Annotated in this window: 13 protein-coding genes; 5 read left to right on the top strand and 8 right to left on the bottom strand. The window is 68.6% G+C overall.

Going from position 1 to position 16,218, the window contains the following annotated elements; all coding sequences use genetic code 11:
* Positions 1–243: 243 nt before the first annotated feature.
* Positions 244–1,770: an aldehyde dehydrogenase family protein gene (locus tag DIE11_RS25485; RefSeq protein WP_059602002.1), complete on the bottom strand. Its 1,527-nt coding sequence runs from the start codon at positions 1,768–1,770 to the stop codon at positions 244–246.
* Positions 1,771–2,087: 317 nt separating this feature from the next.
* On the opposite strand from DIE11_RS25485, the gene DIE11_RS25480 reads away from it, so the two are divergent.
* Complete coding sequence (locus DIE11_RS25480) at positions 2,088–2,513, top strand: pyridoxamine 5'-phosphate oxidase family protein (RefSeq protein WP_059602244.1); 426 nt, start codon at positions 2,088–2,090, stop codon at positions 2,511–2,513.
* Positions 2,514–2,785: 272 nt separating this feature from the next.
* Here DIE11_RS25480 and DIE11_RS25475 read toward each other — a convergent pair whose 3' ends face one another.
* A complete protein-coding gene (locus DIE11_RS25475) occupies positions 2,786–4,390 on the bottom strand; it encodes an MFS transporter (RefSeq protein WP_124627946.1) in 1,605 nt (534 codons plus the stop codon).
* A 151-nt stretch (positions 4,391–4,541) separates the two neighbouring features.
* Here DIE11_RS25475 and DIE11_RS25470 point away from each other — a divergent pair, with 151 nt between their 5' ends.
* A complete protein-coding gene (locus DIE11_RS25470) occupies positions 4,542–5,426 on the top strand; it encodes a LysR family transcriptional regulator (RefSeq protein ID WP_124627944.1) in 885 nt (294 codons plus the stop codon).
* 13 nt (positions 5,427–5,439) lie between these two features.
* Here DIE11_RS25470 and eutC read toward each other — a convergent pair whose 3' ends face one another.
* From eutC to DIE11_RS25450, 4 genes are all read right to left on the bottom strand, one after another.
* Positions 5,440–6,231 carry an ethanolamine ammonia-lyase subunit EutC gene (gene eutC, locus DIE11_RS25465; protein ID WP_124627942.1) on the bottom strand — a complete coding sequence of 264 codons (792 nt, stop codon included), beginning with the start codon at positions 6,229–6,231 and terminating at the stop codon, positions 5,440–5,442.
* A complete protein-coding gene (locus DIE11_RS25460) occupies positions 6,228–7,625 on the bottom strand; it encodes an ethanolamine ammonia-lyase subunit EutB (protein ID WP_124627941.1) in 1,398 nt (465 codons plus the stop codon). Before DIE11_RS25460 ends, eutC begins: the two co-directional genes overlap by 4 nt.
* Before the next feature lie 106 nt (positions 7,626–7,731).
* Positions 7,732–9,144: an ethanolamine permease gene (gene eat / locus DIE11_RS25455; protein ID WP_124627939.1), complete on the bottom strand. Its 1,413-nt coding sequence runs from the start codon at positions 9,142–9,144 to the stop codon at positions 7,732–7,734.
* 241 nt (positions 9,145–9,385) lie between these two features.
* Positions 9,386–10,849: a mechanosensitive ion channel gene (locus DIE11_RS25450; protein WP_124627937.1), complete on the bottom strand. Its 1,464-nt coding sequence runs from the start codon at positions 10,847–10,849 to the stop codon at positions 9,386–9,388.
* Positions 10,850–11,127: 278 nt separating this feature from the next.
* Between DIE11_RS25450 and DIE11_RS25445 the strand changes: the two genes are divergently transcribed.
* On the top strand, positions 11,128–12,006 hold the full coding sequence (locus tag DIE11_RS25445; protein WP_124627935.1) for a GyrI-like domain-containing protein: 879 nt from the start codon (positions 11,128–11,130) through the stop codon (positions 12,004–12,006).
* Between the two features lie 81 nt (positions 12,007–12,087).
* On the opposite strand, the gene DIE11_RS25440 is transcribed toward DIE11_RS25445, so the two are convergent.
* Both DIE11_RS25440 and DIE11_RS25435 read right to left on the bottom strand, forming a co-directional pair.
* The gene (locus tag DIE11_RS25440) at positions 12,088–12,468 is read right to left on the bottom strand and encodes a zinc ribbon domain-containing protein (protein ID WP_124627933.1); all 381 of its coding nucleotides are present in this window, start codon (positions 12,466–12,468) and stop codon (positions 12,088–12,090) included.
* A gap of 10 nt (positions 12,469–12,478) precedes the next feature.
* The gene (locus DIE11_RS25435) at positions 12,479–15,064 is read right to left on the bottom strand and encodes a heavy metal translocating P-type ATPase (RefSeq protein ID WP_124627931.1); all 2,586 of its coding nucleotides are present in this window, start codon (positions 15,062–15,064) and stop codon (positions 12,479–12,481) included.
* Positions 15,065–15,145: 81 nt separating this feature from the next.
* On the opposite strand from DIE11_RS25435, the gene cadR reads away from it, so the two are divergent.
* A complete protein-coding gene (cadR, locus tag DIE11_RS25430) occupies positions 15,146–15,577 on the top strand; it encodes a Cd(II)/Pb(II)-responsive transcriptional regulator (RefSeq protein WP_059602032.1) in 432 nt (143 codons plus the stop codon).
* A 68-nt stretch (positions 15,578–15,645) separates the two neighbouring features.
* Entirely contained in the window at positions 15,646–16,218 is a 573-nt protein-coding gene (locus DIE11_RS25425) for a PadR family transcriptional regulator (RefSeq protein WP_124627929.1), read from the top strand.

Below are 16,218 nucleotides of genomic sequence, written 5' to 3'. Positions count from 1 at the left end.
CGACGCGCAGCCGACGCCGCGTATCGAATGTCGAAAGGCGAAAAAGACGAAGTGCCGGACGATCGGCCGCGAGCGCGCTGCCGCGCCGCGCGCACCGCCCGACGGCCGGGCAGCCATCGCCCGACCGTCGAACGCTGCCCGGCAATCCGGTTCCGGACACGCCGCCGTCCGGCACCGGTTGCCGTACCGGGCAGCGTCGCGCTGCCGCCCGGCCGGCCCGGCACTTCGCCCCTGCTGCGGCGATCAGAAGAACCCGAGCGCCTCGGCCTGGTAGCTGACCAGCAGGCACTTCGTCTGCTGGTAGTTCGACAGCGCCATCTTGTGCGTCTCGCGACCGATGCCCGACTGCTTGTAGCCGCCGAACGCCGCATGCGCGGGGTACAGGTGGTAGCAGTTGGTCCACACGCGGCCAGCCTCGATCTCGCGGCCCATCCGGTACGCGCGCGTGCCGTTGCGCGTCCACACGCCGGCGCCGAGCCCGTAGAACGTGTCGTTCGCGAGTTCGATCGCTTCCTGCTCGTCCTTGAACGTCATCACCGACGCGACCGGCCCGAAGATCTCTTCCTGGAACACGCGCATCTTGTTGTTGCCGAGCAGCATCGTCGGCTTCACGTAGTAGCCCGTGCCGAGGTCCGCGGCCGGTGCCGTGCGCTCGCCGCCCGTCAGGCATTGCGCGCCTTCGTCGCGGCCGATGTCGATGTACGACAGGATCTTGTCGAGCTGCTGCTGCGACGCCTGCGCGCCGATCATCGTCTGCATGTCGAGCGGATGGCCGGCCTTGATGCGCTCGACGCGCGCGACGGCCTTCTCGATGAAGCGTTCGTAGATCGATTCCTGGATCAGGATCCGCGACGGGCACGTGCACACCTCGCCCTGGTTCAGCGCGAACATCGCGAGCCCTTCGAGCGCCTTGTCGAGGAACGCATCGTCCTGGTCGAGCACGTCGGCGAAGAAGATGTTCGGGCTCTTGCCGCCCAGCTCGACCGTCGACGGGATCAGGTTCTCGGCCGCGGTGCGCAGGATGTGCTTGCCGACCGGCGTCGAGCCCGTGAACGCGATCTTCGCGATCCGCTTGCTGGTCGCGAGCGCCTCGCCCGCTTCCTTGCCGAAGCCGTTGACGATGTTGATCGTGCCGGCCGGGAACAGGTCGCCGATCAGTTCCATCAGCACCAGCACCGACGCGGGCGTCTGTTCGGCCGGCTTCATCACGACGCAGCAACCGGCCGCGAGCGCCGGCGCGAGCTTCCATGCGGCCATCAGCAGCGGGAAGTTCCACGGGATGATCTGGCCGACGACGCCGAGCGGCTCGTGGAAGTGGTACGCGACGGTGTTGTCGTCGATTTCGGAAATGCCGCCTTCCTGCGCGCGGATGCAGCCCGCGAAATAGCGGAAGTGGTCGATCGCGAGCGGCAGGTCGGCCGCCATCGTTTCACGCAGCGGCTTGCCGTTGTCGATCGTCTCGGCCACCGCGAGCAGCTTCAGGTTCTTTTCCATCCGGTCGGCGGCGGCGAGCAGCAGGTTCGCGCGCTCGGCGACCGACGTCTTGCCCCACTTGCGGCGCGCGGCGTGCGCGGCATCGAGCGCAACCTCGATGTCGTCGGCGCCCGAGCGCGGCACGCGGCAGAACGGCTTGCCGTTGATCGGCGACACGTTCTCGAAATACTCGCCCTTCACCGGCGGAACCCACTTGCCACCGATGTAGTTGTCGTACTGCTGACGATACGGATATTCGACGTCGAGGCCCAGTTGTTTCAGGTCAAACGGGTTCATACATGTCTCCTGTTCATCGTGCTTGTGTGAATGCAGCGCCGGTTGGATCGCGCTACACGGTTTACGCAACATGCGTGCCAAACCGGCCGAAAACCGAACAGGAGCGGTGTGTCCGGCCGCCCGCCGCGGACGGCGCCGGCGCACGAAAAACGAGTGTCCCGATTCTGAACATCGCGACGGCACAGCCGGCACGGCGGGTGTTCTGATTTTCCACAGCGCACCCGCGCACGCTTCGCCGTGCACCGCGCTCGCAGCGTGGCATGTCGCTTGCATGTGCAACGCGGATCCGCACGCACCGGCCACGCGCCGACCGAACCATGAACCCGGGCCCCCTCGGCGACGATGCCGTCGCGTTCATCCATGAACAGGCATTCCTGATCGTCGCGACCGCGAACGCGGCGGGCGACAGCGACTGTTCGTATCGCGGCCGGCAGCCGCGCGCGGACGGTTCGTTCGCCCCGCTCGTCGACCTGCCCGACCGTCGTACGCTCGTGCTGCCCGATTTCGCGGGCAACAACCTGTTCAACACGATCGGCAACCTGCTCGTGAATCCGGCGATCGCGCTGCTGTTCGTCGACTTCGTCCGGCAGACGACGTGGCTCGTGCAAGGTCGCGCGACGATCGATGAAGATGCCGGAAGTCGCGCGCACCTGTGGCCCGATGCGCTGCGCTACGTGGTCGTCGATGTGGAAAGCGCGCAGGCACGGGCCGATGCGGGATTGCCGCCGCTCGTGCTGGCGTGATGCGCAGCACCCTTTCGTCGTCGGCACAAGGTGGGCAGGCAATGCCCGGTGCGGTGCTGCGCACGCTTGTGCAAACGTGCTGCATCGAGCCAGTCGTCGGTGCCGGAGTACGCCGGCGCCATTCCCACAGGACGCGTGCCCGGCGGGCGACGCAACGCTCCACGCTCATTCGCGCGCGGGGCCGATCGTCGGTACACGGATTCGCGTGATCGCAACATGCGCGGGCACGCTGCCCGCGATCGTCGACCTGCGCGCCCCCTGAGACACCCCGCTCACCGCCCGCTTGCCTCCGTGCAAGCCGGTTCGGTTCGGCGGCGCGCCCGCGCGCCGGGATGCGCAGTTTCACCATCGTCGCCGCGCGCTTCCGTCACCCCGGGCCGCGCACCGAGAAATGCGAACACCACCCCCGCACACAGCACCGTGACGATCGCGAGCCCGATCAGCAGCCGATCGAACGCATGCGTATAGCTCGCGAGCAGCGCCGTACGCTCGACGCCCGGCAATACGGCCGCCGCGCCCGCGAGATCGCCGGTGGCGAGCCGCGCGGCCGCGCGCAACGCTGCGTCGGACGCGCCGGCCGCCCGCCGCAGATCGGTGTGCGCGAGCGTCGCCAGCACCGCGCCGGCGATCGCGAGCGCGATCCCCTCGCCCGCCACGCGCGTCGTGCTGAAGATCCCGGTCGCCATCCCTGCGCGCTCCTTCGGCACGACGCTGACCGACAGCCCGTCCATCAGCCCCCATGGCATGCCGGCCCCGACGCCGATCGCGAGCATCGGCGCGATCGCCGTCGGCCCTGCGCCGCCGTGCAGCGCGACGCCCAGCCACACGAGGCCCGCCGCCGCGAGCAGGAGCCCGAGCCCCGAGATCACGCCGGCCGACAGCCAGCGCGTGAGCGTCGCCGCGACGAGCGGCACGACGAGCATCGGCGCGGAAATCGCGAGCATCAGCCAGCCTGCGTCGATTTCGCTGAAACCGTCGATGCCGATGAAGCGCAGCGGCAGCACGACGAGCAGGACGATGTAGCAGCAGCAGGTCGACACCGGCAGCACCTGGACGCCGACGAAGCGCGGAATCCGGAACAGCGACAGGTCGAGCATCGGCCGCGCGACGCGCGTCTCGATCGCGACGAACGCGCATGCGCCAAGCGCCGCAGCCGCCAGCAGCGCGACGACGAGCGGATGCGCCCAGCCGCGCGCGGGCGCCTCGATCACGCCGAACGTGAACAGCGTGAGCGCGGCGGTGAACGCGGCCGTGCCGGGCCAGTCGAGCCCCGTCGCGTGCGGATCGCGCGACTCGTGCATGCGCGGCAGCCCGAACGCGAGCGACAACGCGCCTGCCGCCGCACCCGTGACGAAGATCGCGCGCCAGCCGTAGTGCGCGATCAGGCCGCCGGCGAGCACGGGCCCGAACGCGAGCCCGATCCCGAACGTCGTGCCGAGCAGGCTGAACGCGCGCGTACGCGCCGCGCCGTCGAACTCCTGCGCGAGCGCGGCCGTGCCGCCCGCGAGCGCCGCGGCCGCCGCGAGCCCCTGCGCGGCGCGCAACAGGTCGACCGCGAGCATCGACGGCGCGAACGCGAGCGCCACCGACATCAGCGTGAAGCCGCCGACGCCGATCGCGAACACGCGCTTGCGGCCGAACTGGTCGGCCAGCGCGCCCGCCGCCATCAGGAAACTGCCGAACGCGAGCATGAACGCGTTGGTGATCCAGTTCATCGCGACCGGGCCGCCGTGCAGGTCGCGGCCGATCGCGGGTGTCGCGACCGCGCCGCCCGAAAACGACAGCGGCAGCGCGACCGCGGCCATGCAGACGGCGGCCAGCACCCACGCGCGCCGACGCGCCGACGTGGCTGAAGTGGGTGAAAACGGGTGATCCATCATCGCTCCTCGAAAAGCCGGCGCGGATGCGCCTCAAGCGCGATCAAGGATAATTTCGATTCAATCTTAGAAAAACAACGCGAAGCTCCGCATATAACGGACTAAAATTCTTCAATTCAACGCTTCGCGCCCCGCTCGCCCGTCTACGTCGATGGAAAACCTGAACGGCATCGCCGCCTTCGTCCGCACCGCCGAAGCGCTCAGCTTCGTCGCGGCCGGCCGCGCGCTCGGCATCTCGGCCTCCGCCGTCGGCAAGACGATCGCGCGGCTCGAGCAGTCGCTCGGCGTGCGCCTGTTCAACCGCACGACGCGGCGCGTCACGCTGACCGACGAAGGGCGCCATTTCTACGAACGCTGCCAGCGGATCCTCGAGGATTTTCGTGATGCGGAGGCGACCGTGACGGCCTCCGCGCAGCGCCCGCGCGGCAAGCTGCGCGTGAGCCTGCCGGTGATCGGCTACCGGTTCCTGCTGCCGGTGCTGCCCGAATTCAGGTTGCGCTATCCGGACGTCGAGCTCGATCTGGATTTCAACGACCGGATGGTCGATGTCGTCGAAGGCGGCTTCGACGCGGTGATCCGCAGCGGCCCGCTGTCGGATTCGAGCCTGATGTCGCGGCGGCTCGGCCCGTTCGCGTTCGTGCTGTGCGCGACGCCCGCGTATCTCGCGCTGGCCGGCACGCCGCGGGCGCCGCACGATCTCGAAACCCACGATTGCGTGCGCTACTGTTTCCCGACCACCGGCAAGCTGCAGGACTGGGCGCTTGCCGCCGACGACGGCACGCCGCTGAAGCTGCGCACCGCGATGACCTGCAACAACATGGAAGCGCTGCGCGGCACGGTGATGGCGGGGCTCGGCATCGGCTACATGCCCGACTTCCTCGCGCGCGACGCGCTGGACGCGGGCGCGCTCGTCACCGTGCTCGACGACTACCGGATCGCGCCGGGGCAGTTCTCGATCGTGTGGCCGTCGAGCCGGCAACTGTCGCCGAAGCTGCGCGTGTTCGTCGACTTCCTGTGCGAGCGGCTGTTCAAATAGACGGTCGGCCCCGTCACGCCGCGCCGATCCGCTCCGCTTCCGCCTGCGGCAACAACGAATCGCTGTCGTCCTTCAGGCCGACGCCCGTCAGCTTGAGCCTGCGCGCATGCGTCATCAGGTAATGCAGCTTGTGCGCGGCGGCGGCATGCGGCAGCCCTTCGGGCCGCACGTTCGAGATGCAGTTGCGCAGCGCGTCGTGACAGCCGACCTTCGGCGCCCAGGTGAGGTACACACCGAGGCTGTCCGGCGAGCTGAGCCCCGGCCGTTCGCCGATCAGCATCGCGACGACCTGCGCGCGCAGCAGTTGGCCGATCTCGTCGCCGAGCGCGACGCGCGCCTGCGTCGCGACCACCACCGGGCCGACCCGCCAGCCGTCCGCGTCGAGCCGCGGCCGCACGGCCTGCAGCAACGGTAGCGCCTGCTTCGCGGCCGCGAAGGCCGACAGCCCGTCGCCCACCACGAACACGACGTCCGGCGCATCGTCGAGCGCCGCGCCGTATCCGGCCAGCAGCGCACGTCCGTCGTCGGACAGCTTGCGGCCGAGATCGGGCCGGCGCAGGTAATGCTGGCGGTCCGGCGCCGCGCTCTGCACGCCGAGCGTCGCGAAGCCGGCCGCGTCGATCTGGCGGCGCAGCGCGTCCGCGTCGAGCGGCTGATGCACGGCGTCGCGCGCCTGCGCGTGCGACAGGTTGAACGCGAGCAGCGGCGCGGTCGGCAGGCTGCTGCCCGCGCGGCCGAGCGCGATCCGCGCGTTCGTGAACGCCTTCAGCTGCGCCCACGGATTCTTTTCGACGGCGTCGCTCATGCCGAAATCCCCATCCAGTCGTTCGCGCCCGCGAGCAGCGGCACGCGCGCGTTCGCGGCGCGCAGCGCGCCGCGCGCGTCGGCGATCTCCATCGTCTCCAGCCATTCCTCGAACTCGGGCGCGCGGCGCAGGCCGAGCACCTCGCGCACGTAGAGCTGGTCGTGAAACGACGTGCTCTGGTAGTTCAGCATCACGTCGTCCGCGCCGGGAATCCCCATGATGAAGTTGATGCCGGCCGCGCCCAGCAGCGTCAGCAGCGTGTCCATGTCGTCCTGGTCGGCTTCCGCGTGATTCGTGTAGCAGATGTCGCAGCCCATCGGCACGCCGAGCAGCTTGCCGCAGAAGTGATCCTCGAGCCCCGCGCGGATGATCTGCTTGCCGTCGTACAGGTATTCGGGCCCGATGAAGCCGACCACCGTGTTCACGAGGAACGGATCGAACTTGCGCGCGACCGCATAGGCACGCACCTCGCAGGTCTGCTGGTCGACGCCGAAGTGCGCGTTCGCCGACAGCGCGCTGCCCTGGCCCGTCTCGAAATACATCAGGTTGTTGCCGACGGTGCCGCGCTTCAGCGACAACGCGGCCTCGTGCGCCTCGCCGAGCAGCGCGAGCGAGATCCCGAAGCTCGCGTTCGCCTTCTCGGTGCCCGCGATCGACTGGAACACCAGGTCGACCGGCGCGCCCTTCTCGATCGCCGCGATCGTGTTGGTCACGTGGGTGAGCACGCACGACTGCGTCGGCACGCCGTAGCGCTCGCGGAACCCGTCGATCATCGCGAGCAGCTTCACGATCGCCGCGAGGCTGTCGGTCGCCGGGTTGATGCCGATCATCGCGTCGCCGCAGCCGTACATCAGCCCGTCGAGCATCGACGCGGCGATGCCCTTCACGTCGTCGGTCGGATGGTTCGGCTGCAGCCGCACCGACATCCGGCCGGGCAGCCCGACCGTGTTGCGAAAGCGCGTGACGACGCGGCGCTTGCGCGCGGCCGCGATCAGGTCCTGGTTGCGCATCAGCTTCGACACCGCCGCGACCATCTCGGGCGTGAGGCCCGGCGCGATCCGTTCGAGCGCGGCGCCGTCGGCCGCGGGCGACAGCAGCCAGTTGCGGAAGTCGCCGACGGTGAGGTGAGAGATTTCCGCGAACGCGGCAGCGTCGTGGTCGTCGACGATCAGGCGCGTGACCTCGTCGTCTTCATACGGAATCACCGCTTCGTTCAGGAACGCCTTCAGCGGCACGCCCGCGAGCGCGATCTTCGCGGCGACGCGCTCCTCCTCGCTCGCCGCCGCGACGCCGGCGAGCTGGTCGCCGGAACGCAGCGGGCTCGCCTTCGCGAGCAGCGTCTTCAGGTCCGCGAAGCGGTACGTGCGCGGGCCGATCGTCTCCGTGTAGGACATCGTTCGAATCTCCTTGCCAGTCCTTGCCTTGCATAACGCCGACGGCGCGCCCGTTCGACGGGGCGCGCCGGATGCCGTCACCAACGGCCGTTCGGGTCCACCATCCTCATTCCTCCAGCAGCACGTCGGCCGGCGCGCTCGCACGCTGCGAGCGGGTCGCGAGGAAGTACGCGTAGCCGAGCGCGAGGAACGCGACGAACACCATCGCCACCAGCCCGTTGAAATACACCATCGTCGCGAGGCAAATCAGGGCCGCAACGATCGCGAATGCCGGGAAGAACGGGTACAGCGGCGCGCGGAACGGCCGCGCCATGTTCGGCTGCGAACGGCGCAGCTTGAACAGCGCCGCCATGCTTACGATATACATCACGATCGCGCCGAACACCGACATCGTCACGATGTTCGCGGTGAGCGTCTGGCCGCCGAACTGGATCAGCTCGTCGCTGTAGATCGCGGCGATGCCGACCACGCCGCCCGCGAGGATCGCGCGATGCGGGGTCTTGAAGCGCGGATGCACCTTGCCGAGCCACTCCGGCAGGTAGCCTTCGCGGGCCAGCGCGAAGATCTGGCGCGAATAGCCGAGGATGATCCCGTGGAACGACGCAACCAGCCCGAACAGCCCAAGCCATACGAGCATGTGCATCCAGCCGCTGTTCGCGCCGACGATGTATTTCATCGCCTGCGGCAGCGGGTCGTTGATGTTCGCGAGCTTGGTCCAGTCGCCCGCGCCGCCGGCGAACACCATCACGCCGATGGCCAGCGTGACGAGCGTCAGGATGCCGGCCACGTATGCGATCGGGATCGAGCGCTTCGGGTTCTTCGCCTCCTCGGCGGCCATCGCGACGCCTTCGATCGCGAGGAAGAACCAGATCGCGAACGGGATCGCCGCGAACATGCCGTGGAATGCGCCGACGCTGAAATGATCGGCGCCCGACCAGCCGCCCTTCATGAAATTGCTCCACGCGAAGCCCGGCGACACGACGCCCATGAACACCAGCAGCTCGAAGATCGCGAACAGCGTGACGACCAGCTCGAACGTCGCGGCAATCTGCACGCCGACGATGTTCAGCGCCATGAACACGAGATACGCGCCCATCGCCGCGTGTTTCGGTTCGAGCCCCGGGAACTGCACGTGCAGGTACGCGCCGATCGCGAGCGCGATCGCGGGCGGCGCGAACACGAACTCGACGAGCGTCGCCGCGCCGGCGAGATAGCCGCCCGCCGGGCCGAACGCGCGGCGCGCATATGCGAACGGGCCGCCCGCGTGCGGGATCGACGTCGTCAGTTCGGTGAAGCTGAAGATGAAGGTGGTGTACATCGCCGCGACGAACAACGCGGTGACGACGAAGCCCAGCGTGCCCGCACTCGCCCAGCCGTAGCTCCAGCCGAAGTATTCGCCTGAAATCACGAGGCCGACCGCGATGCCCCACAGTTGCCAGGTCCCGAGCGTCTGCTGCAGCGCGGGCTGGCCGGACGACTTGGCGCCGGCGGCGGGCCGGCCATTCGACTCTGCTTTCATCGGATTCTCTCCTCAAATGCGCCGGGCCTGGCGGCCTGCGCGACTGAGAATCGATGCTAGAGAGTCATTAAACGACGTGTTATCGAAATTCGGCAAAGATGACGGCTGACATTTCGCTGACGGAAATGCCGGCCCGGCCGGCCATGCGACGCGCGTCGATGTGCCGGGCGCGCACGCCCGACCGCCCCCTGCGGGCACCACCGTCGGCCGCGCGAAGCGGCCGGACGGGCACGCGGCAGGCTTACTGCCCGCCGCCGCGCTGGTTGAACCAGCGATCGAGCAGCTTGCCGGCCGCTTCGCGGCCGCCGAGCCCGAACGACAGCGCGACCGCCACCGCGATCGCGCCGAGCACGAGGCCGAACGCGAGCTGCACGATCTCGTTGGCGATGCCCATCGCACGCAGCCCCATCGCGAATACCAGGCCGAGGATCGCGAATTGCGCGATGCGCGCGAACAGCACGCTGTGCTCGCGGTCCGCCTGCTCGATCACGCGGCGCGCGAGACCCGCGAGCCACACGCCGATCACGAGGATCACGCCGCCCATCAGTACGTGGCCGCCGAATTCGATGAACAGCGTGACGACGTCGCGCACCTGCGTGAAGCCGAGCCGGTTCGCGGCCTCGACCGACGCGAACAGCATCGCGAAGAACACGATCAGCCGCGCGACCAGCACCGACGGCTGCAGGATCCCCGAGAACACACGCTCGACGCCGAGCACGGCCGGCAGCCCGTCGACGCCGGCGGCTTCCAGCAGCTTCTGCGCGAGCGACGCGACGAAGCGCGCGAAGTAGAACGTGACGAGCACGATCACGATCGCCGCGACGATGTCCGGCACCGCGCCGAGGAACTGGTTCAGCATGTTGGTGGCCGGAATCGAGATCGCGTCAATCTTCAGCGCGTCGAGCGCGGAGATCAGCGTCGGCACGAACACGAACACGTAGACGATGGTGCCGATCAGGCTCGATACGCGCACCGGCGTCGGGCTGTCGAGGCTTTGCGTCAGGCGATCGGCGCCGGCGGCGACGAGCAGGTTCGTCACGAGACCGCGCAACACGCGCGCGACGATCCAGCCGACGATGCCGATCACCGCGGCAGCGAACAGGTTCGGCACGATCGCGAGCAGCTTGTCGACCATCCCCTGCACCGGCGACAGCAGGCCGGACAGCGCGAACGACCCGAGAATCGCGGGCAGGAACATCAGGATCACGAGCCAGAACAGCACGTCGCCGAGATAGCCGCTCATCGGCTGCATGCCTGCGCTTTCGGACAGCTTGTCGTCGACCTTGCTCGCCTTCAGCGCGCGGTTCGCGAGGCTGCGCAGCAGCGATGCGATCAGCCACGCGATCAGCGTCAGCGCCGCGCCGCCGATCAGGTTCGGCAGGTAGTTGACGATGTGCGTGACGAGCAGCGAGAACGGATTGGACACCGCGTACAGGTTGAGCACGTTGAAGATGCCCACCGCAGTGACGAGCAGCACGAGCCAGAACAGGCCGCCGGCGATGATCCGCTCGACGTACGCGCCCTGGCCGGTGCTTTCGCTGATCCGCTGATCGACCTTCAGCGCGTTGAGCAGCCGGAGCGCGCCGGCACGCACCGCCACGGCGATCAGCCAGCCGATCACCAGGATGCCGATCGCGCCGGCGATCTTGGGCAGGTATCCGCCTAGCGTGGTCTGCAGCGACGTGATGAAGCTGGAAGCATCCATTTCTTCTTCTCCCGAAAAACGTGGCGTTGCGATTGAACATCGACGAACTACCTGCGTACTTCGAAAACCGTGCGTTGCCGTGCGAGCAACTTACCCGAGAAAAATGACGCGATCACACGATTTCACCGTCTTTAACTTTAGTCGTAGATCGCAGGGGGGCAAGACCCCATTTCGTCAGAATAAAAAGGGGCCGGATTTGTCGGCCTCCTACGCATTTCCGCAAGATTTATCAATTCGGCCCGTGCTACCGTGACGTCGGTTCCCGCCCGGACACGCCGATGACCGTCGAAACGAAACCCGACCAGCTCGCCTGGATCCGTTACGCGGCCAGCGTGGCGCGCGTCCACGAATACATTCGCGCGCACCTCGACGGCCCGCTCGACCTGAACCGGCTTGCCGAAGTCGCATGCCTGTCGCCGTATCACTGGCAGCGCGTCTATCGCGCGCTGTATGGCGAGTCGGTCGTGCTGACGGTGCGGCGGATGCGGATCGTGCGCGCGTCCGAGGATCTCGTCTGCACGGCGCGGCCGATCGACGAGATCGCACGGCGCGCGGGCTACGGTTCGACGCACGCGTTCACGCGGGCGTTTCGCGACGCTTACGGCGTGCCGCCGGTGCAGCACCGGCGCACGGGCAGCCACCGGCCCATCTATCCATTACAGCGAGGAGAAGAAGACATGTTCAAGCATGAAGTCGAAATCCGGCAGCTGCCTGAACTGCACGGCTATGCGATAGCGCACACCGGTTCGTACTTGAAGGTCAGCGAGGCGTTCATGCGGATCGGCGCGTGGGTCGGGCAGCACGGGTTGATCGGCCCCGGCGCGAAGATGATCGGCATTTTTTACGACGATCCGGACACCACGCCCGAAGCGCAGTTGCGCGCGAAGGCCTGCTTCATGCCCGCCGACGGTGCGCCGGACGTCGAGCCCGTGCCGCCGGTGGAGCGCGTGACAGTGGCGGGCGGCGAATATGCGGTGCTGTTGCATACGGGGCCGTATGCGGACCTGAAGACGGCCTACCAGTGGCTCTACGGCGACTGGCTGCGTCACTCGGGCCGAGAAGCCGCCGACGCGCCGCCGTTCGAGCTGTACCTCAATACGCCGATGAATGCGGCGCCGGCCGACCTGCGCACCGAGATCTACCTGCCGCTGCGCTGATCGAAAGACGGGTGTGCCTGCACCTGAAACGAAGCGCGCCGGCCGGCGTTCAGACGCCGCCGACGCGGATGGCCGACGAACTTACGCAGCCTGTGTCCCGCACCCGGGACAGAACCGGGCGTCGGCCGCCAGCGCAGAATGGCAGCGGCTGCAGGACTTGCCGCGTTGCGCGGCACCGCACTGCGCGCAGAAACGCGCATCCGACGCATTGAGGGCGCCGCAGCCCGCGCACGCGAGCTGGCGCAGCGGCATGTTGCCGCCCGGGCCGTCCCGCGCGTCGGTCGACGGCTGCCGGCCCCAGCCGTAGCCGTCGCGGCCGCGCGCATCGTGGCCGCCGTGACCGTCGCGTTGCTGCCCGCCGTGATGCCCGCCGCCACCGTGGCCGCCTCCCTGCCCGCTGCCGTGGCCACCACCGCCGTGACCGCCACCGTGGCCGCGCAGGATCCGTTTCAGAAAGCTCACAGCCCGCTCCTCATCGCTTCGCCGTCGCGCCGTCGAACACGCTCGTCTTCGACAGCAGCCGCAGCCCGTTGCCGACGACGATCAGGCTCGCGCCCGCATCGGCAAACACGGCCATCCACATCGTGCCGAGCCCCGCGACCGTGAGGCCGAGGAACACGATTTTCACGCCGAGCGCGAAGCCGATGTTCTGCACCAGCACGCGGTGCGTCGCGCGCGACAGCCGCACGAACGCGGGGATCTTGCGCAGGTCGTCGTCCATCAGCGCGACGTCGGCCGTCTCGATCGCCGTGTCGGTGCCCATCGCGCCCATCGCGAAGCCGATGTCGGCACGCGCGAGCGCCGGTGCGTCGTTGATGCCGTCGCCGACCATCCCGACCGCGCCCGCACCGCCCGCCGACAGTTCCTCGACCGCCGCGAGCTTGTCCTCGGGCAACTGGTTGCCGCGCGCATCGTCGATGCCGGCCTGCCGCGCGATCGCCTCCGCGGTGTGCGGGTTGTCGCCGGTCAGCATCGCGGTGCGGATGCCGAGCGCGTGCAGGTCGGCGATCGCCGCGCGGCTGGTGTCCTTGATCGTGTCGGCCACCGCGAAGATGCCGAGCACGCGCGTGTCGTCGACCAGCATCACGACGCTCTTGCCCTGCCGCTCGAGCGCGTCGAGCTTCGCCTCCAGCGCCGGCGAGCAGCGTTCGAGCTCCTCGACGAGCCGGTGGTTGCCGAGCCAGTAGCGCACACCGTCGATCGTGCCGCGCACGCCGCGCCCGACGAGTGCTTCGAAGTCCTCTACATCGGCGAACGCTGCCGTCGTCGTGTCGCGGGCCGCGGCGGCGATCGCCTGCGACACCGGGTGATCGGAGCGCGCCGCGAGGCTCGCGCCGAGGTGACGCACGCGCGCCGCGTCGACGTCCGTCGCATGCAGGTCGAAATCGGTCTGCACGGGCTTGCCGTGCGTGATCGTGCCGGTCTTGTCGAGCGCGAGCCATGCGAGCTTGCGGCCTTCTTCCAGATAGACGCCGCCCTTCACGAGAATCCCGCGCCGCGCCGCGGCTGCGAGCCCCGACACGATCGTCACCGGCGTCGAGATCACCAGCGCGCACGGGCACGCGATCACGAGCAGCACCAACGCGCGGTAGATCCAGTCGTGCCACGCGCCGCCCATGACGAGCGGCGGCGCCACCGCGACCAGCAGTGCGACCGCGAACACGATCGGCGTATAGACGCGCGCGAACTGGTCGACGAAGCGCTGCGTCGGCGCCTTCGCGCCCTGCGCTTCCTCGACCGCGTGGATGATCCGCGCGAGCGTCGAGTTGGCGGCAACCGCCGTCACGCGATAGTCGAACGAACCCGCTTCGTTGATCGTGCCCGCGTACACAGCGTCGCCTGCCGTCTTGTCGACCGGCAGGCTCTCACCGGTGATCGGCGCCTGGTTCACCGTCGAGCGGCCCGCGATGACCTCGCCGTCCAGCCCGATCCGCTCGCCCGGCTTCACGCGCACGATCGCGCCGAGCGCGACCTGCGCGGCCTCGATCGTGCGCCACGTGCCGTCGGCGTCCTGCACGGTCGCGGTGTCCGGCGCGAGCTGCATCAGGCCCTGGATCGCGTTGCGCGCGCGGTCGAGCGACTTCGCCTCGATCAGCTCGGCGATCGTGAACAGCACCATCACCATCGCGGCTTCCGGCCACTGGCCGATCGCCATCGCGCCCGTCACCGCGATGCTCATCAGCGCGTTGATGTTCAGGTTGCCGTTGCGGATCGCGATCCAGCCCTTCTTGTACGTGGTCAGCCCGCATGCGAGCACCGCCGCGAGCGCCAGCACCGCCGACAGCCACGTCGGCAGGCCGGCCCAGCTCACCGCCTCGGATGCGATCGCGGCGACGGCGGCCGCCGCAAGCGGCCACCACGGCTTCGCGGGCGGCGGCGCGACGGATGCTGCCGGTGCGTCGGCCGACGCGGCCTCCGGCGTCATCCCGAGCGTGCGGATCGCGCTTTCGATCGCCGGTTGCGCACCGGGCACGTGTTCGACGGTCAGCATCCGCTGCATCAGGTTGAATTCGAGCGCGGACACCTGCTCCATTCCGCCGAGCTTCTTGCGAATCAGGGTTTCCTCGGTCGGGCAGTCCATCTGCATGATGCGGAACGCCGAGCGGACGTGACCCGACGCGGTCGCCCGCGCGACCGGCAGCGGCGCGAGCGATAGCGCGGCCGGCGCGCAGCATGCGCCGGCCGCGTGGTCGTGGTCGTGGTCGTGGTCGTGGTCGTGGTCGTGGTCGTGGTCGTGGTCGTGACCGGCATGATCGTGCGCCGCGTGGCCGTGCGAGCACGCCGCTCCATGCTCATGCCCGTCGCCGTGCGCGTGGCCGGCATGGGTGTCGTGATCGTGCCCCGTGCCGTGCGCGGATGGGCGATCGTGGTCATGATCGTGACCGCATGCATGCGGCTGCGCGCGGTGCGCCGCCGCGTCGCCATGCGCGTGCTCGCCGGCCGCCGGCGCCGCGTCGGCAGTGGTCGCCGCCTGCGTGTCGCGCGCATCGGCGCAGCACGCATCGGCGCCGCCTGCATGACGGTGTCGTGGGTCGGGGGTACGCTGGGCGTCGGTCATGACAACCTCCTCTGTGGCTTGACGGTGTAGAGTTAACACCCTGAAGCCACTACAAGGTCAACCCTTACAACGGAGAAAGCCATGAAGATCGGCGAACTGGCCAAGGCGGCCCGCTGCACGCCCGAGACGATCCGCTTCTACGAGAAGGAAGGGCTGATGCCGGACGCCGAGCGCACCGATGCGAACTACCGCAACTACACCGACGTGCACGTCGAGCGGCTGCGCTTCATACGCAACTGCCGGGCGCTCGACATGGCGCACGACGAAATCCGCGCGCTGTTGCAGCTCACCGACACGCCGGCCGACCCGTGCGATTCGGTCAACGCGCTGCTCGACGAGCACATCGGCCACGTCGACGCGCGCCTCGCCGAACTGACGCATCTGCGCGACCAGCTCACCGAATTGCGCCGCCAGTGCGTCGGCGAACATTCGGTCGAGGACTGCGGAATCGTCCACGGTCTCACGACGATGGAAACCGTCGCGCCAGCCGCGAAGCGCTCACACCTCGGCTGAAACGCTTGTGGAATATGATAGTCTAGTCGATACTAGTTATATTCTTACTAGACATAATCGAACTATTCATGGCAACAAGCCGCCCGTCTCCGCTCGCGCTCGCGGTCCTCGCGACGCTCACCGAAACGCCGATGCATCCGTACGGAATGCTCCAGCAGTTGAAAGCGCGCGGCTATGACGAAGTCGTCAACGTGCGACAGCGCACGAGCCTCTACCAGACGATCGACCGGCTGCTGCGCGACGGGCTGATCGCGGTGCACGACACCGAGCGCGACGGCGCGTTTCCCGAACGCACGCTGTACACGCTGACCGAAGCCGGGCATACGGCCGGGCAGGCGTGGCTGCATACGCTGCTCGCGGAGCCCGCGCGCGAGTTTCCGGCGTTCGGCGCCGGTCTCGCATTCCTGCCGCTGCTCGACGCCGACGATGCGCGCCAGCAACTCGAGCGCCGCATCGCCGCGCTCGAGGCCGAACGCGAACGTCTCGAGTCGCTGCGCAACGCCGCGCAGAACGACCAGGTGCCGCGCCTGTTCCTGTTGCAGAACGAACATGCGCTCGTGCTGCTCAACGCGGAACTCGACTGGGCGCGCAGCGTCGTCGAACACCTGAGGATCGGCGCACTGCGCTGGGTCGACGGCTGA

It is taken from the genome of Burkholderia sp. Bp9012 (assembly GCF_003853825.1).
GTDB classification, from domain to species: domain Bacteria; phylum Pseudomonadota; class Gammaproteobacteria; order Burkholderiales; family Burkholderiaceae; genus Burkholderia; species Burkholderia diffusa.
This window is presented reverse-complemented; position numbering and strand designations above follow the sequence as displayed.